We start from the raw sequence: 24656 nt of genomic DNA, 5'->3' as shown, positions 1-24656 counted from the left end.
TGAAGCACGCTTTATCCCTGCCGCTGCGACGTATTCGGCGAAAAGCGGCAACCAAGCCGGTAGCGCGAACCCGGATGCACGAAACGCGCGAACGTCACCGCGACGCCGCTCGTCCACGTGCGGCGTGTCAGCGTCAGGCACGGTTCCTCCGCGTGAATTTCGAGCAGCTCGGCTTCGGCGGGCGTCGGCAGCGCCGCGTCCACGACGTGTTCGAGATCGTGCATCGGCACGGCCGTCAGCAGATACTCGGACGGCTTCAGCGCCGAAAAATCGTGCTGCAGAAAATCCGGCGCGACGGCCGGATTCACATAGCGATCTTCGAGCTGCACCGGCAGGCCGTTCTCGCGATGCACGCAGACCACATGAAACACCGAAGCGCCCGGCGCCAGCCCCAATGCGTTCGACACCGTGACCGATGCGGTCTCGCGCTGCAACAGCACCATGTCGCAACGATATGCGTGGCCGCGCGAGCGGATCTCGTCGCCGATATGGGCGATCATCAATAGCGTGGATTGCGGCTTGTTCGGTGCGACGAAAGTGCCGACGCCCGATACGCGGGTGACGAGCCCCGCGTCGGCGAGCTCGCGCAGCGCGCGGTTGACCGTCATCCGCGATACGCCGAGCGTCCCGACGAGATCGAGTTCGGAGGGCAGACGATCGCCCGCCTGGCGTTCGCCCGAGTCGATGATCTGGCGGATGTGCTGCTTGACCTGCTCATAGCGCGCGGCGGGCGCCTCATCACTGCCGCGCGCGGTTCTGGCCGCGGCGCGGGCCGCGCTGGCGGAGAATTTGCCGTGAGGCTTGCTGCGAGCGGTGGTGCTCATAGGGGCTGGGTGTCGTCGGGGCCGCGCGTCCAGAACGCATTGCGGTCGAAATAGTTTTGCAGAAACTGCCGCAGACGCGGCTGCGCGGCATCGTGAAACACGTCGCGCGGCTTGCCCTGCACGGCAATGCGGCCTTGGTCGATGAACATGACCTTGTCGGCGACCTGCGCGGCGAAGCCCATTTCGTGCGTGACCACGGCCATCGTCATGCCGTCGCGCGCGAGCTGCTTCATCACCAGCAGCACTTCGCCGACGAGCTCCGGATCGAGCGCCGAAGTCGGTTCATCGAACAGCATGATGTGCGGCTCCATCGCGAGCGCGCGCGCAATCGCGACGCGCTGCTGCTGACCGCCCGACAGCTTCGCCGGATACGCATCGCCCTTGTGCGCGAGGCCGACTGTCTCCAGCATCGCGTTCGCGCGGCGGCGCGCTTCGTCGTTCGACAGGCGCCGCACGCGCAGCAGCGCTTCCATCACGTTGCCGAGCGCGGTCATGTGCGGCCACAGGTTGAACTGCTGGAACACCATGCCGACGTTGCGGCGCACGCGGTTGATCTCGCCATGCGACGCGCGCACGCGTTTGCCGTTGCGCTCGGTATAGCCGAGCAGTTCGCCTTCGATGCGCACGTCGCCGTGATCGTAGGTTTCGAGCGCGGCGAGGCAGCGCAGCAGCGTGCTCTTGCCCGAGCCCGACGGCCCGATGATGCAGACCACTTCCGAGCGCGCGATCTCGAGATCGATGCCGCGCAGCACCTCGACATCGCCGAAGCGTTTGCGCAGATCGCGCACTTCGATCAGCGGCGCGGTATTCGATGCGTTCGCCGTTGCGCTGGCGGACGGCGCGGATGATTGCGCGGGGGAGTGCATGTCGGCGATGGCGTTCATAGGGGTCCCGGAATCATGCCATGAAGCGTGCGAGGCGGGCTTCGGCCCACATGCCCGCGCGCGAGGTCAGCTCGACCAGCGCGAGATAGCACACGCACAGCACCAGCAGCGTTTCGACGAAAGCGAAGGTGGCGGAGCCGATGCCGGTCAGCACGAAGGTCAGTTCGGGCACCGTGACGATCGACAGCACGGCCGTTTCTTTGCTCAGCACGATGATCAGATTGGTCAGCGCGGGCACGATCAGCACCAGCATCTGCGGCGCCTGGATGCGTACGATCGCCTGCCAGCGTGTGAGCCCGAGACACGACGCCGCTTCGAGATGACCTTTGGGCACCGACTGGAAGCCGGAGCGGAACGCCTCGGCGAAATACGCACTGCCGTAGAGACCCAGGCCGACGATGCCGGCCGTCATCGGTTCGAGCGTGAGCCCGATCGACGGGCCGCCGTAGTACAGCAGAAACAGCTGCACCAGAAACGGCGTGCCGCGCAACAGTTCGATATAGACGCGCAGCGCGGCGCGCAGCCAGCGTCCGCAGAACAGTTGCAGCACCGCGATCAGGAAGCCGATCACGAGACCGATCGCGACCCCCGCGGCCCAGCTGCCGAGCGTCGTCGCGAGACCGGCAGCGATAGGCTGCAGGTTGTGCGTGATGACGGTCGGATCGAACGTTTGCATGGCGAGATTGGCTTAAACGTGAGTCGATTCAGGCGTGCTGCAAACGGTGCTCGGCCGCATGCGCGACGAGCGCGAGCGAACCGCAGATCACGAAGTAGATCATCCCTGCCGCGACATACGCTTCGAGCGGCCGGTAAGTGCTCGCGGCGATGTTCTGCGCGGTGCGCGTCAACTCGGCGACGCCGACCACCGAGATCAGCGAAGAAGCCTTGATCAGCAGCACCATTTCGTTGACGAGCGACGGCAGCGTCAAACGGAATGCTTGCGGCACCAGAATGCGCCGCAGCGTATCGAGCGGGGAAAGCCCGAGCATGCGCGCGGCTTCGAGATGTCCGGGCGGGATGCTTAGAAACCCGCCGCGCAGAATCTCGGCTATATACGAGGCCGAGCACAACGACACCGCGCTGATCGCGGCGACGATCGGCGACACGTTGATGCCGGCGAACGGCAACAGGTAGTAGACGAGCAGCAGCTGCACGAGCATCGGCACGCCACGAAAGAAGAACACGTAGGCACCGCCCGCGAGCCGCGCGGCGCGATGCTGCGACAGCCGCGCGGTGCATACGCCGATGCCGACGAAGAAGCCGATCACGAGCCCCGTCAGCGAAATGCCGACGGTGGCGAGCGCCGCATGCAGCAGCAGCGGCAGGCCCTGAACGAAGACGGTCGTGTTGAACATGGGTCGCGGCCGGTGGAACGGGAAGGACGACGCGTGCCGCCCACGGACGCTCAGTAGTTCGGCGTGGGCATCGTGGAAGGCATCTCCATCGCGACACCGAACCACTTCTTCTGCAACGCGGCGAGCCGGCCATCCTTCTGCATCTTCACGAGCGCGGCATTGAACGCGTCGGCGAGCGGCTTGCTGTCGGCGTCCTTACGCAATGCGTATGCGAAGTACACCTTCGCGCCGAACGGCGGCTGCACGACCGCGAACATCTCGGGGCGCTGCTTGGCGACATACGCGATGTTGGTCATCGAATTCGCCACCGCGGCGATGCGGCCTGCCGCGAGGTCCGCGTAAGCCTGATTGTTGTCGACGTACTCGCGGATTTCCGGCGGCTTCGGCAGCGTGGCCGCGTAGCTCTTCAGCTGATCGAGCTGCGCGGAGCCCTTGCCCGCGCCGATCGTTTTGCCCGCGCTATCCGCCGATTGCTTGATCGACGCATCGTTCGCGCGCTTGAGCAGCGCGTCGGTCGCATCGGCGACGGGCAGCGTGTACGTGTAGCGTTCCATGCGCGCCTTCGTGACCGTCAACGGGCCGCCGACCATATCGAACTTGCCCGCTTCGAGACCGGGCAGCACGCTCGGCCACGGCAGATCGATGAAGCGCACCTTGACGCCGATTTCCTTGCCGATCTCCGTGAACAGGTCTTTGTTGAAGCCGGCCTGCTGACCGTTCTCGAGGAAGTCGAACGGTGCGAACTGCATTTCGGTGCCGACCACCAGTTCGCCGGCTTTCTTCACTTTGGCGAGCTGGTCTTCGGCGTGCGCTGCGACGCTCGCCGCGCACAGCGCCAGCACGACCAGACCACATTTCCAGCCTGCAAGGATACGCATGGGGTTCTCCGGGGGCGAATTGGTGTTGGGTGCCGGCGTGTCGAAGTCTTCGTTGTGGACCCGCCGCGCCGACGCCGATTGCGGGCCCTGCTGGGCAGTATATACTGCGTTTCCGGCGAAAAATAAATGCTCGCGCGAGTAGAGAAAAGCCCTGATATGGAGGTACGCGAAGCAACTTGCAGCAGTGCTTTTGGCGGTATATACCACTGCAATACCGATCCTCGAAGGAGCAGCGCGATGCCCGCGACTCGCATTCCGATCATCGATGTCGCCGGCGTGCGCGCGGGCGACCGGCAGGCGCTCCGACGCGTCGCGCAAGAAATTCATGAAGCGTGTACGACGATCGGTTTTTTCTACATCGTCAATCACGGCGTACCGGAGGCGACGATCGATGCCGCCGCGCAAGCCGCGCGCACCTTCTTCGCGTTTCCGGTCGACACCAAACGACGCGCGGCCGTCAATCATCGGCATCGCGGTTTCAATGCGCTGGGCGACGCGACGATGTACCAGGCCAAGCGTCCCGACTACAAGGAGTTCTTCAGCATCGGCCTCGAACTGCCGGAAGACGATCCCGACGTGCTGGCAGGGCAAGCACTGCGCGGGCCGAACAACTGGCCGGACTTCATGCCCGGGTTGCGGCCGGTGCTGTATGACTATTACGAGGCGGTCGGCGCGTGCGGTGCCGATCTGCTGCGCGCGGTCGCGGTGAGCCTCGGCGTCGAAGAAAATTTCTTCGTGCCGCGCTACACGAAGCGCATGCAGCGCACGCAAATGGTCTACTACCCGCCGCAGCCGCCGCAATCGGATGAAGATCAGTTCGGCGTCGCGCCGCATACCGACTACGGCTGCATCACCTTGCTGTGGCAGGATCAGGTCGGCGGCCTGCAGGTGCGCGAAATCGCCAACGATACTTGGGTCGAGGCGCCGCCCATCGAAGGCAGTTTCGTCGTGAACGTCGGCGATCTGCTCGCACGCTGGACCAACGACCGCTTTCGCTCGACGCTGCATCGCGTGATCAATGCATCGGGGCGCGAGCGCTATTCGATCGCGACGTTCTACGATCCGACCTATGGCGCGCTCGTCGATCCGCGTGAGCTGGGTGCGAGCGACGCGCAAAGCAAATATCAGCCGGTCGCCGCGGGTGACTATATCCTCGGCCGCATCAACGATTCGATGGGCTATCGCAAGAAGCTCGCCGCTACGGCACGGTAAGGAACTCCTGCATGACAGAGCAGAGCATCACCGAAGACAAGAGAACCCGGACCGCAAGCGCGACCGCGCCGCTCGCGACGACACTCGAGGCGTTGCGCGCCGCGCTCGGCGCCGACGCGGTGCGCGTCGGCGAACAGATCGGCGAACACGCGATGACCGACTGGACGCGCCACGAGCCGACACGTCCGGCGGCGTTGCTGCTGCCGCGCACGACCGACGAGGTATCGCGCGCGCTCGCGATCTGCCACGCCGCGCATCAGCCAGTGGTGCCACAAGGCGGCATGACCGGACTCGCGGGCGGCGCGATCGCGCGCGCCAACGATATCGCGTTGTCGCTGGAACGCTTGAGCGGTGTCGAAGAACTCGACGCGGCGTCGGCCACACTGACCGTGCGTGCCGGCACCACGTTGCAGGCCGCGCAGGAAGCCGCCGAGCAAGCAGGCTTCGAACTCGCGCTCGATCTCGGCGCGCGCGGCTCATGCCAGATCGGCGGCAATCTGGCGACCAACGCGGGCGGCAATCGCGTGATCCAGTCCGGCACCGCGCGCGATCAGGTGCTCGGTCTCGAAGTGGTGCTCGCGAATGGCGACGTGCTCAGTTCGCTCGGCAAGATGGTCAAGAACAACACCGGCTATGACCTGAAGCACTGGTTCATCGGTTCGGAGGGCACGCTCGGCGTGATCACGCGCGCGGTGCTGCGGCTGCATCCGCGACGCGCGGCGCGTCATACGGCGCTCGTCGCGCTGAACGATTACGATGCCGCCGTGAGCCTGCTGCGCCGTCTGGCGACGCGCTTCGGCAACGACATCGGCGCGTTCGAGATCATGTGGCCGGACTTCTACGATTTCGGCGTGAAGCTGACCGGCGCGCGTTCACCGTTCGACGCCGCGTATCCGCTCTATGCGTTGATCGAGCATGCGGGCTTCGATGCCGACGACGCTGGCGACCGCTTCGCGCAAGCGCTGAGCGATGCGCTACAGGCGGGCGCGCTGCGCGACGCGGTGATCGCGCAGTCGGTCGCCGATGCGCGCGCGCTATGGGCGATCCGCGAGTGCACCGCGGAGTTTCCGCTCAAGCTCGACCCGATCAACTTCGACGTGAGTCTGCCGATCGGCGAGATCGGCAGGTTCGTCGACCGTTGCCGCGCGGCGCTCGATCAGCGCTGGCCCGGCAACGAAGCGTATTTCTTCGGGCATATCGGTGATTCGAATCTGCATCTGACCGTTGATGGCCATTCGATTCCGGGCGTCGATCATCACTCGGTCTATGCGTTTGTCTACGAGATGCTGGGGCCGCTGCGCGGGTCGGTGTCGGCGGAGCATGGCATCGGAACGCTCAAGCGCGAGTTCCTGCCGATTTCACGCTCGCCAGCCGAGCTTGCCGCGATGGTCGCGATCAAGCATGCGCTCGATCCGCACGGCATCCTGAATCCGGGCAAGCTGTTCTGATACTGATGGAGGCGGCGCGTGCGCCGCCTGATCGCTCAGTGCGCGGCGACCGGATCGAGCCCGGTTGCACGAACCGTTTCCTGTGCGGCCGGCGACGCCGAGCCGCTTGAACATCGCGCTGAATATAGACGCCGCTTGCGCTGTCCGAGTAGGCGATCGACTTCGCACGGTGCATCGGCGATGCCGCGCCGTCAGTGCGCGTTCAAATAGCTGACGATCAGCGGATAAACGTCGACCGCCGCGTTCTTGCCGAAGATGCAGTCGATATGTCCATAGCCCGGAATCAGATGCCGCTCGTACGGCTGCTCGGGGAAGCGCTCGCGCAGCAGGTCGTAAGTGCGTTCGGTGCTGACCGGCAGATAGGTTTCGTTCTTCTCCCCGTGAATGAAGCCGATCGGCAGACGCATGCCCTCGAGTCCTTTCACGCCGTTTGCACCGCTCAGATACACGTCGTCGCCGCGCGCATCGACGACATGGCCCGCGCGCACCATCGTGGCCAGATGCTGGAACACGGCCATGTCGTGAATGCCGAACAGTTCCTGCAGGTTCGCATGCAGCGTCTCGTTCAGCTTGTCGTGCTCGTAGAGCAGGCCATACAGGAACGTCGCGCGATGACAGATCGCATTGCCGCAGCCCTCGTCGTGATCGACCGGATAGAGACGCAGCGCTTCGTCGAACAGGTTCGCGGGCCACGAATCTTCCTGCGTATAGGCAGTGAGGTCGCGGATGCGCAGATGCTGCATCAGGTCGGGAATATGCAAGCCGGCCTTGATCCGTTGCAGCGTGCCCGGAACCGGATGTGCGGACACCTGCGAAATCACCGCCGAGCGCACGCCCTCGAGTCCATATAGCAGCGACATGCTGAGCGCGAGGCCGCCCAGGCAGTGGCCGAGTACCTGGATGTTCGGCGCGCCGGTCACCTCGCGAATCTTCGCGACCGCGGCGGGAATGTCCTCGCGCGCGACCATGTCGACGTTGGCCGGCACGAGCACGCTCGGCAGTTCGATGCTGACGCGCAGATCGACGAGCCATACGTCGTAGCCCGACGCGTATAGATATTCGACGAGGTTGGTCGATATCAGATCGGTCGAGAAAATGCGGCTCGAGACGCCCGAGCCGTGGATCAGCAGGATCGGCTTCGACTCTTTGTCCGCGTCGGGATCGAAGTAGCGCGTGAGCTTGAGCCGCGTGCGGTCCGGTGTATCGAAGTAGGTGATCTGCGGCGCCGGCGCGCGCAGCGTGCGCTTGGCGCGCGGCGGCGTGTAGGGATCGTAGAACTGCAGCGGCGCGGCGATGCCGCCGTATTCGGTGAACAGCACGCCCGCGAAGAATTTGCCGAACTTCAGCGTCCATTCGAGGCGCGTCTTCAGGTCGGGCGCGTGCGTGACTTCGAGCGTGCGCTGCTGCTTGAGGAAGTTCTCCGGCGTGATGACGAGCGTGGCGGTGCCCACGACGGGCGCATCGTCGTTATTCGACGCGCGTATCTCCGCATACAGCGTGTTGGTCTGCTCCCATAGGTTGATCGGCGACGTGCGCGTGATGATCTTCCTGCCGGTCAGGTACCAGGTGTTGCCTTCGGCCGCGTCGAGCGTCATCCGGTAGTTCATGTTGCGCTCGTCGACGTCGGACTTGTCGACGACGAACAGGTTGAACGTGCCGTCGCTGATCGTCAGCGGTTGTGCGGAGAGGGCGCCGCAGGTCAGCGTGCCGGCGGTGCGCGCGAGGTGATTCGGGTTGCTCAGCATGTCGGCGAGATCGTCGGACTCGACCGTCAGCGTGAATTCGATCTGGCTCTTTGCAGCTTCGCCCGCCACCTCGGGCGTGTAGGTGCCGACCATCGTCTCGGTGAAGCGCAGGCCGATCTTCTGCGCGGGCGGCGTGGCGGCGGTGCCCTTCGACGCGTAATCGATCGACCAGTCGTGCGCTTTGGCCAGCAGCGCGCAGTTGCGTTCGGCGAGCGCGGAGATGGTCAGGAGCGGATTGACGCCGAGCGACATCGGCATCACCGCGCCATCCATCACGTAGAGACCGTCGTGCACCGCGGCGCCGTCCGTGCCGCTGAACACGCGGCCCAGATGATCGACCACGCCATGCGCGGCGTCCTCCGCCATGCCGCAGCCGCCGAGCGGATGCACGGTCACGGTGCGCCGGCCGGCGATCTTCGTCGAAATCGGGTTGCGCAGATATTTGCCGCCGAGCGGCCTGGTCGCCTCAATCAGCACGTCCTCGACGGTCTGCAAGATCGGCTGGCGTCCCGCGTTTTTCCATTCGATGCGCGCACGGCCTTTATCCCCGATCTTGATGCGGCCGCTTTCGTCATCGTGCGCCATCACGAGGTAGCTTTGCGTGTGATTGAGCGCACCGTGGTACGGGCCGCGGATCAGGCTCTCGATCGCGCGCGCGTCGTAGGCCATGCGCTCGAGCAGCGACGGGGCGCCGGCCGCATCCACGCCTTCGAGCGGCGCGACCGCGCCGAGCATGCCGACGAGCGCTTCGCCGACCGGGCCGGCCAGCGAGCCTTCCTCGATCACATAGCCATCCCCGACGTTTTTCTCGGCGGCGCGATTGTCGATCAGGCCGGTGATGGTCGGCCCGACCGGAGGAATCTGCCCTGGCTTGTGCTCGCCCCAGCCGACGCCGTTGATCGGGTCCTTCGTGTTGTACGCGAAGGCGAGCACGTCGCCGTTGCCGGTGAAGTGCTGGCCGAGCATCTCCGACGTGCTCAAGCCGGTGGCACGCGAGCGCAGCAGCAGCGCGGTCGAGCCGATCGTGCCCGCCGCGACGATGACGATATCGGCCAGCACGAACAGATCGGGCGCGTCGTAGCTTTCGCGGCCGAGCTTCACGAGCTGGAAGTTGACCTTCCATTGCTGGGTGTCGGGATCGCGCAGCACCGAATGCACGGCCGTGCCGGCGAAAATCTGCGCGCCGTGGGCGACCGCGTCGGGCAGATAGTTCATGTGGGTCGAGTTCTTCGCGTCGTAGTTGCAACCGGAGTTGCAATCGCCGCAACCGACGCAGCGCTGCTGCTCGACGCCCGCCGCGTTTGGGCCGGTCTCGAACGTGACCGTGATCGGCGGACGGCTGAAGCGGTCCGCCATGCCGAGCGCCTGCGCCGATTTTTCGAGTGCCTGCAGCTTCGGCAGCGGCGGGAAGTCGTCGGGGACCGGCGACGGCGACAGCATTGTCCGGGCGAGCGCATAGCCGTCGTCGCGTCCGGCTTTGTCGGCGCGCAGCGCGGCGGGCCAGCGCGGGTCGTCCCACAGGCGCGGATCGGCCTCGAGCGCGACGTTCGCATTGATCAGCGACGTGCCGCCGAGCCCGCAGCCCACCACCGCGTTGACGTCCTCGTTCACGTGCACTTCGAGCAACGCGAGCGGCGAACCGATCTGCGCCTCGGCCGTGTTGTACTGGATATTCTCGACGCCCTGTACGGGCGTGCGCGGATACTCGCCGGCCATGAATTCGCGGCCGCGCTCGAGCACGCATACGCGACGGCCCGCGCGCGCCATGCGGCTCGCGGCGATCGCGCCGCCGTAGCCCGAACCAATCACCACCACCTCGTAATGCCGTTGCAGCGCCGTCGGCGCGCTTGATAAGCGGTTCATCAGGACCACCTCGTCTGGAATCGGATGCGGGGAAAGGAAGCGCGGCTTCGGAACAAAGACGGCGTGCTGCGGCAGCTTTTTTATCGTAGGCGGAATATCGCTGCAAAAAAAGCGAATGCAAAAAATGCGCGCCATGAAGGGGCGCGCCGAAGTCGTAGCGTGCGACGTTCAGGGCGGCATGACCGGCCGGCCATTGCCGGGTGTACCTGGCCGTACGGGCATGCGCTCTTACTCCGCTTCTTATGTGGCCTGTTGGTTCTCCGAACTATTACGCGGCCACTTCATTGCATTCGCTATCGCTCGATTCCGCCGCGAGCAGATTCAGCGCGACCAGAATCGCCGCGCGGTTGTCGACGTCGATCTCGATGCCGAGCGCGTCGGTGAGCCAGCGGCCGATCTTGGTGTTGGAAAATTCCGCGGCGCCGGCCGTCTTTTTCATCGTGACGCCGAGTTTGACGGCGCGATAGTGATAAGAGGGCACTCGATGCTGCGCCGCCACCGCCGAAAGCCCGCCTTTGCCTTCCGAGCACCAGCCGAGGCTGCCGGCCAGCACGATCCGCTCGGGTTCGTCGAGCCCTTCGATGAACTCGCGCGCCGCGCGCCGCACCTGCTGTTCGTCGAGGCCGTATTGCAGCAGCACGCTTTCCACCGGGTCTTCGAGCGCGTGCGCGTGCAGATCGATTTCCTGCGCGACGCCCTCGGTCTCCATCGACACGTTGCGCTGATGGCACGCGCTGCGCAGGCAGTCGATCAGATAGCGGCGGAAATACGCGCACACCGCGTAGCTGTTGGACGGCGCGCTGTCGGCGCAGGCGTTCGTTTCGGTGTGGCCGGGCGCAAGGCGCAACACCTTCGCGTAGATGAACTGCGCGACCAGTTCTTCCTTGTCCTCGCCGAGCGCCTGCAGTTCGAGCGGGTGATAGGTCCGCAACGCGCGCTTGACCAGTTCGACCATCGACACCATTTCGTCCGCGGAGAGCCGGGTGCGTTTGCGCCACAGGTCCGGCAGGATCGCGTCGTCGAGTTGGCGGGCGAACTCGTAGCTCGGGACTGCGCCCATGGAAACCTCCGTCACGGTTGGCAGGGAGCGCGGTGAGCCGCGGCGCGTGGACCGCGAAGCGGGGAAGTTGCCTGTGATGCCGCGCTGAAACGTGAATGCAGTATGGTTCGCGGCAAGGCCTTCGCCTATATGGAAGAAGTGTTAGCTGATGGGTAAACTGCCGGGTAAACCTTCTGACGGATTGCCGACGGTTCGCCTGAAGCGTGCGCATTCGCCGTAGAATGAACCGCGCGGGCGGCGCGTTTGGTCGCCCGGTTCGACCCGCGGTTTTCCCGGGGCACCGCCGCTTGGCCAGTGCTTCGTCTCAACGAAGTTGCGATGCCCCCGCGATCAAACTGCGTGGGATCGGATCAGGCGCTAAAGCGCTAACGCCGATCGACAGAGGAGAGCGCCCCATGCGGGCCGACCCGATCCAGCGTGCCATCGACGAAGACCTCGTGCGCGTGCTCTACGCGCAGGACCCGATCGCGTTCTTTTCGCACTGGTTTTCGATCGCGGTGCTGGTAGCCATCTACTGGCCGCATGTGCCGGCGCCGCCGTTGTTTATCGCGTGCTTCCTTTTTTATGCGCTCGCCAATTGCGCGGGCCTCGCGCTGTGGATTTGCAATCGCCGCTACCCGCAGCTGGCGTCGCCGCGCGACTGGATCTATCTGCACGCGCTGCGTGGCGTGCTTCTTTACAGCGGACCGGGCTTCGCGGTGTGGTTCGCGTTCCAGAGTCCGCAAACCGATCTGCCGCTATTGCATACCGTGCTGCTGGTGACGCTCGCGGCCGGCGTGTTCATGTCGAATGGGTTCGATCTCCTCAATTTTTCGACGTCGATTCCGTTTCTGCTGCTGCCGTCGATCGTGCTGCATTTCGGTTCGCATACGTTCGATCGCACGATTCTCGCGATCGTGCTCGCGTTCTTCTTCTGCGCGATCAACGTGTACGCGATGAGCTATCGCAAGCTGTTTCGCCAGGTCGTGCAGGCGCGTGTCGATCAGCAGTACCTCGCGGAATCGCTGGCCGCGCAAAAGCGCGTCGCCGAGGAAGCGAGTCTCGCGAAGACGCGCTTTTTCGCGGCGGCGAGCCACGATCTGCGCCAGCCGCTGCATGCGATCGGCCTGCTTGCGGCGTCGCTGAACGACCCGGCGGCGACGCCCGAGCAGCACGCGAAGACGGCCGGGCACATCGTCTATAACGTCGAGGCGCTCAATCAGCTGTTCAACCAGGTGCTCGATCTCGCGCGGCTAGAAAGCGGGGTGACCCAGGTGATCCGGTTGCACTTCCGGCTCTCCGAGCTGTTCGAGCGGGTCGGCAGCCAGTATCGTCCGCAGGCCGCGGCGAAGGGGCTCGCGCTGCGCATCGCGCCGACTTCGATGGTCGTCTACGACGATCCTGTGCTGCTCGAACGGGTGTTGAGCAATCTGTTGTCGAACGCGGTGCGTTATACCGAGCAAGGCGCGATCTGGCTCGGCTTCCGGCGCGCGGGGCGACAAAAGGGCGGCTATATCGAGGTGCGCGATTCGGGCGTCGGCATTGCGCCGGAGGAGCATCAGCGCATTTTCGAGGAGTTTTACCAGGTCGAGAATCCGCAGCGCGACGCGCGTCAGGGGCATGGGCTCGGATTGCCGACCGTCAGGCGGCTGGTCGGCCTGCTCGGCGGCGAGTTGCAGCTGCGCTCGGCGCCGGGGCGCGGCTCGGTGTTTCGCTTTGCGGTGCAGGCGGGCGACGCGAGCGGCATCGTCGCGAGTCTGAACGATTCGGTTGCGCGCGGCCCGGCTTCGCTGGGGCGGCGCGTGCTGTGCATCGACGACGAGCCGTCGATACTCGAAGGCCTCGCGAGCCTGCTCGAGCGCTGGGGCTGCGAGGTGCGCGGCGCGCGCGACGAAGCCGGTGCGCTCGCCGCGCTCGCGGACGGCTTCGTGCCCGACGCGGTGCTGTGCGACTACCAGCTCGCCAATCGTCGCACCGGCGCGCAGGCGCTGAGCGCGATGCGCGGCGCGCTCGCGCGCGAGGGGCACGGCAATGTGGTCACGCTGCTGATCACCGGCGATATGGCGTCGGCGGAGCTGGCGGCGCTCGCGTTGCAGGGAATTCCAGTGCTGCACAAGCCGGTGACGCCGGCGCGGTTGCGGCGCACGCTGGAAATGCTGTGGCAGCAGACGGAACTCGACAAGGGGCGGCTGGCGGGCCCAGTAGTGTTGGGAGACGGGGCGGCACAGGTTGGTTCAGCGCAGTCGCGCGTGGGGGGCGGCTCGCCGCAAACGGAAGCGGGCTCCGGGGCGCAAAGCGAAACGCAGCCTTAGCAACGCGGAATCAGCGACGGTTGGCGCTGCGGCGCAGCGCTACAGCGTTTTCCCCGCCTCCAGCCATCCATTGATTACCGCGATCGCCGTCGAGCGGTTATGCACGCCGAGCGCGCGGAAGATCACCGACAGATGCACCTTCACGGTACCCTCGGCGACGCCGAGATCGCGCGCGATCATCTTGTTGGTCCAGCCGCGATGCACGAGCCGCATGATGTCCTGCTGACGCGGTGACAGATTCTCCAGCAAATGCTGCTGGTGCGGCTGCAGCGACGGCACCGGCCTGAGCGGTTCGGTCTGCGCGGCGGCGCTCGGGGGCGGCGCTGCTGCCGATGCATCCGCTTCTGCACCCGCGCAGCCGGCCGCCTGCGTCTCGCGCGTGCCGAGCAGACTCAGCGCTTCCATCGGCACATAAGCGCCACCGGACAGCACCAGTTCGATTGCCTTCAGCATCACGCTGGCGGGCTGGCGCTTCGGCACGAAGCCGAGCGCGCCGGCCGCGAGCACCGCGCGCATCTCGTCGGGCGATTCTTCAGCGGACAGCACCACGACCGGCAGCGCCGGATTCGCCTTCAGCAGCGATTCGAGCGACGTCGCGCCGCTCATCCCCGGCATATGCAGATCGACGATCGCCAGATCGTGATTGGCGTCGGGGCGTGCGGCGGTCGCAAGGGTTTCCCAGCTGTCGGCTTCGTCGAACTGGGCGTCGGGATCGAAGCCGCGCAGCATGCCTTTGACGCCTTGCCGGATCAGTTCATGGTCGTCGGCTACAAGAAACTTCATGATGTCTCCGCGAGTCGAGCCAGTCCGTTGAGGGCTGCCGCCGATGCGCATTCCGCCGTTGCGGGCTGCGCACTTGCAGCGTAAATAACTGCGGTACTCATGACACACATCATGGCCGGTCTTCCGCGCTTCTTGGTCGATCTCAGGGACCCCGGACGAGCCGATCCGATTGCCGTTCTCTCGTGCTGCGATTCGCATCCGGCATCGTTCCAACTCGCCAGGGTCCCGCTCCCTTGCCGTGCCGCGCGCCGCTCAGCAGGGCTGCGACGCGCATGGCCGGCTGCCGGCATCGTTCGATGCGCTTCGTGATGTTAAGGCAGGTCTCCCGCGCATAGGTTCCGGCTTGCTACGTAGACGAGCCGTGCGCAGCTTTTTTTGAAGCGCTGGCGGGCGATCCGAGAGGTTATGCCCACTGGATCGACACGGGTTCGCGCGCCGCTATCTGACCGCAAACAGCGTCGCTTTCATCAGAAGCTTGAAGGCGAAACCGAGCGACATCGCCGCGGCCACGCCGAAGCACCAGAGCGCGATGAACCAGAGCCAGCCCGGCAGCTTGCGGCCGGGCGCTGCCGCATTGGCAGCCGGAGCCGACGCGCGGACACTCAGCTTTTCAGTGGTAGTGATGTTGGTCGCCATGACGCACCTTACCTCGAAAGACCCAGTAACCCATCGTCGTATAGGCGACGATGATCGGCAGGATCACCGCCGCGCCGGCCAGCGTGAACGTCTGGCTCGTGCGTGGCGCGGCGGCTTCCCATAGCGTGAGGCTCGACGGAATCGCGTACGGCCACAGGCTCACCAGCAACCCGAGATAGCCGAGCAGCACGAGCGCCAGCGCGAGCACGAACGGCGTGTTGTGGTGGCGCGCGCGCACCGCGCGATGCATGAAGAACGCGCAGATCGCGACGAGGAACGGCACCGGCAGCAGACGATAGAAGATCCCGTCATGGAACCAGCGTTGCGCGATGCCCGCATCCATCAGCGGCGTCCATAGGCTCACGAGCACGATGAAGCCGAGCAGCACCAGCGTCAGCGGCCAGACCACGCGATGCAGCCGGCGCTGCAGGTCGCCTTCGGTCTTCGCGACGAGCCAGCAGCAGCCGAGCAGCGCGTAGGTCGCGACGAGCCCGAGGCCCGTCAGCAGGCTGAACGGCGTGAGCCAGCCGAACGCGTCGCCGGCATACGCGCCATCGACGACCGGAATACCTTGCAGGAAAGCGCCGAGCACGATGCCCTGGAAAAACGTCGCGCCCGCCGAGCCGCCGATGAACGCGAGGTCCCACAGGTGCCTCGTGCGACGCGACTTCGCGCGGATCTCGAACGACACGCCGCGAAAGATCAGGCACACCAGCATGAACACGAGGGGCAGATAGAGCGCTGACAGCACGGTCGAGTAGACGACCGGAAACACCGCGAACAGCGCGGCGCCGCCGAGCACGAGCCAGGTTTCGTTGCCGTCCCACACTGGCGCGACCGTGTTCATCATCAGGTCGCGTTCTTTCTCGTCGGGGAAGAACGGAAAGACGATGCCGATGCCGAGGTCGAAGCCGTCCAGCACGACGTACATGAAAAGGCCCAACGCGATGATCGCGGCCCAAACGACGGTTACGTCCATATTCTTTCTCTCGTAGCGTGGGTTAGACGACGTCGATCATCCGATCGGCGGCGGACAGCGGGCGGCGCGCGGTCTGTGCGGGCGTCGGCTGCGGCGTGTCGTGCGGCGTGTCGTGCGGCTTGCCGCCAGGCAGTGCGGGACCCGAGCGCATCAGCTTCAGCATGTAGTAGATGCCGGTGCCGAACACGAGGAAGTAGACGGCCACGAACGTCATCAGCGACAGACCGACCTGCTGCGTGGTCAGCGGCGACACCGCCTGCGACGTGCGCATCACGCCGTACACGACCCACGGCTGACGGCCCGCTTCGGTGGTGACCCAACCGGCCAGCAGCGTGATGAAGCCGCTCGGCCCCATCGCGACGCATAGCCGCTGGAACCACTTCGCTTCGAATAGTCGCCCGCAACGGTGCAGCACCCAGGCCGCGATCGACATCGCGATCATCAGCACGCCGAGGCCGGCCATGATGCGGAAGCTCCAGAACACCACGGTCGAATCCGGCCGGTCCTGCGGCGGAAATTCCTTCAGGCCGCGGATTTCGCCGTCCCAGCTATGCGTGAGGATCAGGCTGCCGAGGTGCGGGATCGACACCGCGTAGTGCGTGGTTTCGGTCTTCATGTCGGGGATGCCGAACAGGTTCAGCGCGGTGCCGCCTTTTTCGGTGTCCCAGATGCCTTCGATCGCCGCGATCTTCGCCGGCTGATATTCGCGCGTGTTCAGGCCATGCTGATCGCCGACGAATGCCTGGATCGGCGTCAGAATCAGCAGCAGCCACAGCGCCATCGAGAACATCTTCTTGACGGCGGGATCGCGTCGGCCGCGCAGCAGATGCCACGCGCCGACCGCCGCGACCACCAGCCCCGCGACGATGAACGCCGCCAGCGCCATATGCGCGAGCCGGTACGGGAACGACGGATTGAAGATGATCTTGAACCAGTCGAGCGGCACGACATGGCCGTCGACGACCTCGAAGCCCTGCGGCGTCTGCATCCAGCTATTGGACGCGAGAATCCAGAAGGTCGAGATCAGCGTGCCGATCGCGACCATCAGCGTCGCGCCGAAGTGCGCGCGCCGACTCACGCGCTGCCAGCCGAACAGCATGATGCCGAGGAAGCCCGCTTCGAGAAAGAATGCGGTCATCACCTCGTACATCAGCAGCGGACCGGTGACGGGCCCGGCGAAACTCGAGAAGCCGGACCAGTTGGTGCCGAACTGATAGGCCATCACGACACCGGAGACGACGCCCATGCCGAAGGCCACTGCGAAGATCTTCGACCAGAACAGACAAAGATCTTTGTAGTAGGCCTTGCCGGTTTTCAGCCAACGCCATTCGAGGACCGCAATGAAGCTGGCGAGACCGATGCTGAGCGCGGGGAAAACGATGTGAAAAGAGACCGTGAACGCGAATTGAATGCGCGCGAGATCGAATGCCGATAGTGCCGAGTTCATGATCCTGTTGTGCGTGATGGCCGCGTGAGCGGAATGACGCGCATCGACCGATATCGGTGCGCACTGCGCGGGGCAGATGGCGCAAGAGTAGGGGATCGAAACAAAATGTGTTGCAATGCGCTGTGCGTCAAAAAACCGCCTTGTTTTATGCGAAATACGCTAATCGATGAGGCAAGCCGTTGATGAGTCTCAAGTTTCCTTTAGCGGCCGATGCATGGCCGCATGTGAGTCGTTGCGGGTGCTGCGTCAATCGACCGCGCTGCAGCAATGCTTGTTGCGCGGCCTTGCGCGACAAGGTAGAAAGCGGTGCCCGTCATCGGCCGACAATCGATCCATCCAAACCGACTTCGTCGGCTCGCGCGCTAGTCAGGCGATTTTTTTATCTCTACGATTCGGCCGTTTCCGTAGTTCCGTTATTCCGCTTCATCCACCTGCCGGCGACGGCAAACTTCAACGACAAGGAGTTAGCAGATGAGCACGATCAGGACGAAAGACGGTACTTCGATTTTCTACAAGGACTGGGGCAAGGGTCGCCCGGTCGTGTTTTCGCACGGCTGGCCGCTGACCGCCGATGCGTGGGATGCGCAGATGCTGTTTCTCGGCAGCAAGGGCTTTCGGGTGATCGCGCATGACCGGCGCGGCCACGGCCGCTCGGAGCAGCCGTGGGACGGCAACGAGATGGACACCTACGCCGATGACCTCGCCGCACTGATCGAACATCTCGACTTGCAGGACGCGACGCTGGTCGGCCATTCGACGGGCGGCGGCGAAGTCGCGCATTACATCGGCCGGCACGGCACGGGGCGTGTCGCGAAGGCCGTGCTGATCGGTGCGGTGCCGCCGCTGATGCTGAAGACCGCCGATAACCCGCTCGGCCTGCCGATCGATGTGTTCGATGGCATCCGCAAGGGCGTCCTCGACGATCGCTCGCAGTTCTTCAAGGATCTGGCCGTGCCGTTCTATGGCTATAACCGCGAGGGCGCGAAGGTGTCGCAGGGCGTGATCGATTCGTTCTGGCGCCAGGGCATGGCCGGCTCGATCAAGGGGCTGTACGACTGCATCAAGCAGTTCTCCGAAGTCGACTACACCGAAGATCTGAAGAAGATCGACGTGCCGACCCTGGTGCTGCACGGCGACGACGACCAGATCGTGCCGATCGACGCAGCCGGCCGACGCACCGCGGAGATCGTCAAGAACGCGACGTTGAAGGTCTATGCGGGCGGCCAGCACGGCATGTGCACCGTGGAGGCCGACAAGGTCAATGCCGACCTGCTCGAATTCATCGGCGCTTAAGCGATCAGAAACGCGCAATAAGGTGATTTTTGACCGCGCGGGCGGCGCATGGACGCCGCCCGCGCCGAATGCCAGGCGACCGCAGGCGTCAGGCGAATCCACTTCTTGAACAAAAAAGCAGCTTTGGTTATACGATGTCACATGAATCCGGCATTCGTATGTCTTTGTTTTTTAAGAGGCTGCGAAACTGGTCCTACGTAGTTTAAGGGTAAATGCGGAGTTGAAATCCGCTGGTTCATCGTCGATAGTACGTTATCGTACAACTCGGGCGTGTTATGCGACGCGCACAGCGCGATCCGCCGGCCGCTCAAACCGCTGTCTGTTCTCTGTAGACGTCGCGCGCGGCGCAGTTAAAGGAACCCCTATGAAGAAGATTGCCCTGAGTGGCGCCGGCGGCCAGCTCGGCTCCGTGGTACGGGCTGAATTCGTCGCGCGGGGCGTGCCGTTGCGCTCGGCCGCTGGCTCGAAAGTGCTGACGCCGCTCGTCGAAGGCGAAGACGTGATGAACGGCGACCTGCGCGATCCGGCGGTCGTCGACCGTCTGCTGAACGGCGTAGACGTGCTGATCCATTTCGCCGGCACGAGCGTCGAGCGTCCGCTGCCCGAGATCATCGAGAACAACCTGCGCGGCCTCGTCGAAGTCTACGAAGGCGCGCGCCGCAACGGCGTGAAGCGCATCGTGTTCGCGAGCTCGAACCACGCGATCGGCATGTATCCGGTCACCGAGCATCTGAGCCTCGACTGCGAACTGCGCCCGGACGGCTTCTATGGTCTGTCGAAGGTGTGGGGCGAAGCGCTCGCGCGCATGTACTGGGACAAGCACGGCATCGAAAGCGTGTGCGTGCGCATTGGCAGCTGCCTCGAGCGTCCGACCGAGCAGCGTCACCTGAGCACCTGGTTCGGCCACAAGGACCTGATGCATTTTCTCGATCGCTGCATCGAAGCGGAAGAGGTCGGCTTCATGACCATCTGGGGCGTGTCGGCCAATACGCGCAGCTGGTGGGACAACAGCGTCGGCGCCGCGCGTCTCGGCTACGAGCCGAAGCAGAACGCCGAAGACTACGCCGAAGACATCCTGTCGCGCCCGAATCCGCTCGATGAACTGGGCCAGCGCTTCCAGGGCGGCGGCTTCGTCGGCATCGACTATTCGCGCAAGGACTAAGTCCCGGGCAGTTCGACGGGCAATGCATCACGAGGAGATGGAGTGGTGAAGATCAAGGGTATTCGCTGGTGGATGGTCGCGCTGGTCGCGGCCGGCCTGATCATCAATTACCTGGCGCGCAACACGTTGTCGGTCGCGGCGCCGACGATGATGAAGGAGCTCGACATCACGACCGAGCAGTACGCGCACGTGGTCGTGGCGTGGCAGCTCTGCTATGCGTTCATGCAGCCGGTCGCCGGTTTCGTGCTCGACACGATCGGCACCAAGATCGGCTTCGCGGTGTTCGCGCTGGCGTGGTCGGTGGCTTGCGCGGCGGCGGCATGGGCGACGGGCTGGCGTAGCCTCGCGGTGTTCCGCGGTCTCCTCGGACTCGCCGAATCGGCGGGTATTCCGGCTGGCGTGAAGGCGACGAGCGAGTGGTTCCCAGCGAAGGAGCGTTCGGTTGCGATCGGCTGGTTCAATATCGGCTCGTCGATCGGCGCGCTGCTCGCGCCGCCGCTTGTCGTGTGGGCGCTGTTTCACGGCCGCTGGGAACTTGCGTTCGTGATCGTCGGCGTCGCGGGCATCGTGTGGAGCTTGCTGTGGATCATCGTCTACAAGCATCCGCGCAACCAGAAGCTGCTGGGCAACGCCGAGCGCGACTACATTCTGAGCGGCCAGGAAGCGAAGCATCACGATGACATCAACACGCCGAAGAGCAACTGGCGCGCGATGCTCGCGAGCCGCGATTTCTGGGCGATCGGTATTCCTCGGATTCTGTCCGAGCCGGCATGGCAAACGTTCAATGCGTAGATTCCGCTGTACATGATGACCGAGCGTCACATGAACCTGAAGGAAGTCGCGATGTTCGCGTGGATGCCGTTCCTCGCCGCCGATATCGGCTGCGTGCTCGGCGGTTATCTGAGCCCGCTGTTTCACAAGTACGCAAAAGTGTCGCTGTTCACGTCGCGCAAGATGGTGTTCGTGGTCGGTGCGCTGTTCATGATCGGGCCGGCGTGCGTCGGTCTCGTCGAAAGCCCGTACATGGCGGTGGCGCTGCTGTGCGTCGGTGGCTTCGCGCACCAGACGCTGTCGGGCGCACTGTACGCGATCACGTCGGATATGTTCGGCAAGCACGAAGTCGCGACCGCGACGGGCATGGGCGGCATGGCTGGGTATCTGGGCGCCGCGGCGTTCACCACGCTGTTCGGTGTGCTCGTCACGCAGATCGGCTACAGCCCGCTATTCGTCGTGCTGGCGGTGTTTGATCTGATTGCCGCGGTCGTGGTGTGTCTGATGGCTAGGAGTTCGGAGAAGATGCCGGAGCCGCAGTGGGTGTCGTCCGATGCGGTGGCGGCGAAGTAAGGCGAAGTGGGGGCGGCTTGTGTGGGCCGATCCGGCGAAAGAAACGGCGCTCATGAGGTGGGCGCCGTTTTTTTTGGTCGGTTGTGCGGCCGTTTTCGAGTTGGCGATGTCGCGCCGTGAGTGTTGCAGCCGGCAAGCAGACTAGTCGCCCAGTAGACGGTTTTAATTCTTCTTAGAAGGATGTGGGAGCACCGGGACAAACTACTCGATGAGAAGCCTCTTTAATTCGTCAAGAAATGAGGCGGTCGTGTAGCCCCATAGTTTGGGAGAAAAATCTTGACCATAGGCATCTTTGAACGCTGAGTCCAAATCGTCCCGGTGTTCGCCCATAAATGAATTGATTTCATGAACCATCTCGAGATGGCTCTCCCGGGGGCAGTCTCTCTTGTAGCAAGAGATGATTTCGGGAATCGTATCTCCCCATATTTCAAAGTCCTCATTCAGGTATGCACCAAACAGCTGATACATTTTGGGGTAGCGGGTTGATAGCATAGATTTCTCTATTTAATGTAAGCAGTAACGATATAGTATGGCATTCCGTTGTAGGTTTGATATTTCAGAACGACTACAACCTCATTCATGGGCGTCAGTTTTCCTGTCTCCCTCGTTATGCCATAGCCGACGTTACCCGCCACGCGCCGCGTCAGAGCGAGAGGCCCGCCTCTGCCCGAATACTGCGCCCATTCCCGAATGATGGTCGCATTGGCGCGCATGACTTCTGAGATGGCCGATTCGGCCCGTTCAAGGTTTGTGAACGACGAAACCTTCTCTCGACGCGGCTCGCGGTTGAGTCGTTCTCGCAACTGCGCTTCGGTCCGTCCGACATGCTTCAAGAGCGTGTGTCCGCCAATCCCGCTCCCTGCTTTCGCTTCGTGCATGTCCAGACTGATCCGGCCCATCGCGATACGCGAAGCCCGTATAGCCTTGATCGAACTAGCAAAGCCAAACGGCACGACCATATCGAGCCACAGACCGATATTGTTCGCCATATCGGGACTGGCCTTCATCGCTTCCGCGAGTTTTGTCGTGCCCTGTTGGGTTAGCGTCGCCGTATCTCGCGCCGTCCAGATCTGACGCAAGCCAGCGGCCGCCGTATCCGAGCCATGTACGCCGAACACAACGCATCCAGCCTTGCTCGCCATGGTCGGTTCAGGCATCACACACAGCGCGCCGGCCCCGACCATTTCCAGCAAACCGCCGACAAGTTGCAATCCGCCCCATAACCGGTTGGAAAGCATTTCGCTGTGGCTGATCGATTGGCGGGTCAGCACCGCCGCCAGTTGCGGCGCACTCAGCACGACACGCACGCCGTCTCCATCTTGTTCGCGCGACATTTGGTTTTCCTCTGTGATTGTTCGAGGCCGCCAACGTAGCAGTCGACCAAAGGGACAGGAAATGGGCGATGGATGATTCTTGTGTCCCATTAATCCGATGAGCTGCGAGTCATTGACTGCATATCGCTCGTGGTCATGCACTAGCCACGCGGCTTAACGCACCGGAGCAGACGGCAATCCGAGGAGACACGGGGCGGGGAGTCGCCATCGCCAAACATGATACGAACGTGTCGCGTCACGCGGCGAAAGAGCCCTACGGCCCGGAAGAGGGAAAGGGCATCACGTGCGAACTACGCACGCCCCCAGAAATGCAAAATGCAATCGAGCCGTCCATCGGTCACATGAACACCGACGGACAACCCGATTGCAACGATTTCGAACCTACATCAAATCACGCAGTCTTCTGCCCAATCTCATGATTCGCGAGCACTTCGAGCGCGCGCACCATCGCCGAGTGGTCCCACGCCTTGCCGCCGTGCGCGACGCACGCATTGAACAGCGCCTGGCAGGTGGCGGTGTTCGGCAGCGACACGCCGAGCGCCTGCGCGGTCGACAGCGCGAGGTTCAGATCCTTCTGGTGCAGCTCGATGCGAAAGCCCGGATCGAACGTGCGCCTGGTCATGCGCTCGCCGTGCACTTCGAGAATGCGCGACGACGCAAAGCCGCCCATCAGCGCCTCACGCACGCGCGCCGGATCGACACCCGCCTTCGACGCGAGCAGCAGCGCTTCGCCGACCGCTTCGATGGTCGCCGCGACGATCACCTGGTTGGCCACCTTGCACACCTGGCCCGCGCCCACCGCGCCGATCAGCGTGACGTTCTTGCCCATCATGTCGAACATGGGCTTCACGCTGTCGAACGTGGCCTGTTCGCCGCCGACCATGATGGTCAGCGAGCCGGCCTTCGCGCCGACTTCGCCGCCCGAGACCGGCGCGTCAAGATAGTCGGCGCCGGTTTCGCGCACGCGCGCCGCGAACTCGCGGGTCGCCATCGGCGAGATCGAGCTCATGTCGACGACGGTCTGGCCGGCGCGCAGCGCGCTCGCGAGGCCGTTCTCGCCGAACAGCACGCGTTCGACGTCCGGCGTGTCCGGCACCATGACGAAGATCACGTCCGCGTTGGCTGCGACCGCGGCGGGGTTGTCGCATGCGACGGCGCCGGCCTGCGTCAGTTCCGCGGGCACGCCGCTACGCGTGAACGCTGCCAGCGACACGCCGTTTTTCAGAAGGTTGGCGGCCATGGGCTTGCCCATGATGCCGAGTCCGATAAAGCCTGCTTTTTTCATGGAATGCTCCGAAGATATCGTGGCGGCCGCGTTCAAGCTTCGCCCGCCGGTTTCTGCATGAAGTGTTTCTGCGCCGCTTGAGCGGCGCCCTTGAGCAGCCCGAGATCCGCGCAGACGGCGACGACGCGCGCGCCCATCGACAGATAACGTTCCGCGTCGGCTTGCACCGGCGCGAGAATGCCGCTCGACTTGCCTGCCGCCCGCGCGCGCTCGAACACATGCGCGATCGCCTGCTGCACGTCCGGATGGCTCGCGTTGCCGAGGTGGCCATACGATGCCGCGAGGTCGGACGGACCGATGAAGACCGCGTCGATGCCGTCCACCGCGAGAATGCTGTCGATCGCCTCGACTGCCTTGCGGCTTTCGATCTGCGGGATCACGCAGATATTGTCGTTGGCGAGCGCAAAGTAGTCGGGCACGGTGCCATAGCGGTTGCCGCGATGGCCGACCGACACGCCGCGGATGCCCTGCGGCGGATAGCGCGTTGCCGCGACCGCGCGGGCCGCGTCGTCAGCACTGTCGACGAACGGCACGAGAAAGTTCGAGAAGCCGCTGTCGAGGAATCGTTTGATCACGACGCTGTCGTTAGCCGGTGGTCGGACGACCGGCGCGCTGCCGCTGTCCTTGAGCGCCATCAACTGGGGGATCAGCGTGAGCACGTCGTTGGGCGCGTGTTCGGCGTCCAGCAGCATCCAGTCGAAGCCGACCGTGCCCAGCAGTTCAGTGGCGATCGGGCTGGCAAGCGATGCCCAACAGCCGATCTGGATTTTTCCCTCGCGTACCGCGCGCCGGAAGCGGTTGGGCAAGGATTCGTAAGGCGTGACGGCGGGCAT

The 24656-nt window shown here is 64.2% G+C and carries 20 protein-coding genes and 1 pseudogene; 6 read left to right on the top strand and 15 right to left on the bottom strand.

Features of this window, described 5'->3' with window-relative positions:
- Positions 1–11: 11 nt before the first annotated feature.
- From hutC to AB3X86_RS28725, 5 genes are read right to left on the bottom strand one after another with little or no spacing between them, the layout of a single operon-like run.
- Positions 12–824 (bottom strand): histidine utilization repressor, encoded by an 813-nt coding sequence (hutC, locus tag AB3X86_RS28745; protein WP_176105685.1) that lies wholly within the window; start codon positions 822–824, stop codon positions 12–14.
- Positions 821–1708: an amino acid ABC transporter ATP-binding protein gene (locus AB3X86_RS28740; RefSeq protein ID WP_368598629.1), complete on the bottom strand. Its 888-nt coding sequence runs from the start codon at positions 1706–1708 to the stop codon at positions 821–823. Before AB3X86_RS28740 ends, hutC begins: the two co-directional genes overlap by 4 nt.
- A gap of 13 nt (positions 1709–1721) precedes the next feature.
- Entirely contained in the window at positions 1722–2384 is a 663-nt protein-coding gene (locus AB3X86_RS28735; protein WP_368585298.1) for an amino acid ABC transporter permease, read from the bottom strand.
- Between the two features lie 28 nt (positions 2385–2412).
- Positions 2413–3063, bottom strand: a complete 651-nt coding sequence (locus AB3X86_RS28730; protein ID WP_368598628.1) for an amino acid ABC transporter permease — start codon at positions 3061–3063, stop codon at positions 2413–2415.
- 50 nt (positions 3064–3113) lie between these two features.
- Positions 3114–3941: a transporter substrate-binding domain-containing protein gene (locus tag AB3X86_RS28725; protein ID WP_368598627.1), complete on the bottom strand. Its 828-nt coding sequence runs from the start codon at positions 3939–3941 to the stop codon at positions 3114–3116.
- A 237-nt stretch (positions 3942–4178) separates the two neighbouring features.
- Here AB3X86_RS28725 and AB3X86_RS28720 point away from each other — a divergent pair, with 237 nt between their 5' ends.
- Positions 4179–5153 (top strand): isopenicillin N synthase family dioxygenase, encoded by a 975-nt coding sequence (locus tag AB3X86_RS28720; RefSeq protein ID WP_368598626.1) that lies wholly within the window; start codon positions 4179–4181, stop codon positions 5151–5153.
- 11 nt (positions 5154–5164) lie between these two features.
- Positions 5165–6601, top strand: coding sequence for an FAD-binding oxidoreductase (locus AB3X86_RS28715; protein WP_368598625.1), 1437 nt, complete (start codon positions 5165–5167; stop codon positions 6599–6601).
- Between the two features lie 191 nt (positions 6602–6792).
- On the opposite strand, the gene AB3X86_RS28710 is transcribed toward AB3X86_RS28715, so the two are convergent.
- Together AB3X86_RS28710 and AB3X86_RS28705 are read right to left on the bottom strand one after the other, a co-directional pair.
- Entirely contained in the window at positions 6793–10209 is a 3417-nt protein-coding gene (locus tag AB3X86_RS28710) for an alpha/beta fold hydrolase (RefSeq protein ID WP_368598624.1), read from the bottom strand.
- A gap of 268 nt (positions 10210–10477) precedes the next feature.
- Complete coding sequence (locus AB3X86_RS28705; RefSeq protein WP_368598623.1) at positions 10478–11269, bottom strand: hypothetical protein; 792 nt, start codon at positions 11267–11269, stop codon at positions 10478–10480.
- Between the two features lie 395 nt (positions 11270–11664).
- Between AB3X86_RS28705 and AB3X86_RS28700 the strand changes: the two genes are divergently transcribed.
- On the top strand, positions 11665–13560 hold the full coding sequence (locus AB3X86_RS28700; protein WP_368598622.1) for an ATP-binding protein: 1896 nt from the start codon (positions 11665–11667) through the stop codon (positions 13558–13560).
- A 39-nt stretch (positions 13561–13599) separates the two neighbouring features.
- Here the strand turns inward: AB3X86_RS28700 and AB3X86_RS28695 are convergent, their stop codons facing one another.
- The 4 genes from AB3X86_RS28695 to AB3X86_RS28680 form a co-directional block, all read right to left on the bottom strand.
- Positions 13600–14343, bottom strand: a complete 744-nt coding sequence (locus AB3X86_RS28695; protein WP_368591670.1) for a response regulator — start codon at positions 14341–14343, stop codon at positions 13600–13602.
- Positions 14344–14781: 438 nt separating this feature from the next.
- Positions 14782–14979: a hypothetical protein gene (locus AB3X86_RS28690; protein ID WP_176368228.1), complete on the bottom strand. Its 198-nt coding sequence runs from the start codon at positions 14977–14979 to the stop codon at positions 14782–14784.
- Positions 14954–15958: a cytochrome d ubiquinol oxidase subunit II gene (gene cydB / locus AB3X86_RS28685; RefSeq protein WP_368598621.1), complete on the bottom strand. Its 1005-nt coding sequence runs from the start codon at positions 15956–15958 to the stop codon at positions 14954–14956. Before cydB ends, AB3X86_RS28690 begins: the two co-directional genes overlap by 26 nt.
- A gap of 22 nt (positions 15959–15980) precedes the next feature.
- Positions 15981–17405 carry a cytochrome ubiquinol oxidase subunit I gene (locus tag AB3X86_RS28680; RefSeq protein ID WP_368598620.1) on the bottom strand — a complete coding sequence of 475 codons (1425 nt, stop codon included), beginning with the start codon at positions 17403–17405 and terminating at the stop codon, positions 15981–15983.
- Positions 17406–17876: 471 nt separating this feature from the next.
- Here AB3X86_RS28680 and AB3X86_RS28675 point away from each other — a divergent pair, with 471 nt between their 5' ends.
- From AB3X86_RS28675 to AB3X86_RS28665, 3 genes and pseudogenes are all read left to right on the top strand, one after another.
- The gene (locus tag AB3X86_RS28675) at positions 17877–18698 is read left to right on the top strand and encodes an alpha/beta fold hydrolase (RefSeq protein ID WP_176105698.1); all 822 of its coding nucleotides are present in this window, start codon (positions 17877–17879) and stop codon (positions 18696–18698) included.
- A 364-nt stretch (positions 18699–19062) separates the two neighbouring features.
- Positions 19063–19860, top strand: coding sequence for an NAD(P)-dependent oxidoreductase (locus tag AB3X86_RS28670; RefSeq protein ID WP_176105699.1), 798 nt, complete (start codon positions 19063–19065; stop codon positions 19858–19860).
- A gap of 45 nt (positions 19861–19905) precedes the next feature.
- Positions 19906–21204: pseudogene (locus AB3X86_RS28665) on the top strand (MFS transporter).
- 201 nt (positions 21205–21405) lie between these two features.
- Here the strand turns inward: AB3X86_RS28665 and AB3X86_RS28660 are convergent.
- The 4 genes from AB3X86_RS28660 to garL form a co-directional block, all read right to left on the bottom strand.
- Positions 21406–21696: a contact-dependent growth inhibition system immunity protein gene (locus AB3X86_RS28660; RefSeq protein ID WP_368598619.1), complete on the bottom strand. Its 291-nt coding sequence runs from the start codon at positions 21694–21696 to the stop codon at positions 21406–21408.
- Between the two features lie 8 nt (positions 21697–21704).
- A complete protein-coding gene (locus AB3X86_RS28655; RefSeq protein WP_368598618.1) occupies positions 21705–22538 on the bottom strand; it encodes an RNase A-like domain-containing protein in 834 nt (277 codons plus the stop codon).
- A gap of 391 nt (positions 22539–22929) precedes the next feature.
- Entirely contained in the window at positions 22930–23859 is a 930-nt protein-coding gene (locus AB3X86_RS28650; RefSeq protein ID WP_255215164.1) for a 2-hydroxy-3-oxopropionate reductase, read from the bottom strand.
- Positions 23856–24656: a 2-dehydro-3-deoxyglucarate aldolase gene (gene garL, locus AB3X86_RS28645; RefSeq protein ID WP_368598617.1), complete on the bottom strand. Its 801-nt coding sequence runs from the start codon at positions 24654–24656 to the stop codon at positions 23856–23858. Before garL ends, AB3X86_RS28650 begins: the two co-directional genes overlap by 4 nt.

The organism is Paraburkholderia sp. BR14374, from assembly GCF_040948685.1.
GTDB lineage: Bacteria > Pseudomonadota > Gammaproteobacteria > Burkholderiales > Burkholderiaceae > Paraburkholderia > Paraburkholderia youngii.
The sequence above is the reverse complement of the archived record's forward strand: the minus strand, read 5'-3'. Positions and strand labels throughout refer to the sequence as shown.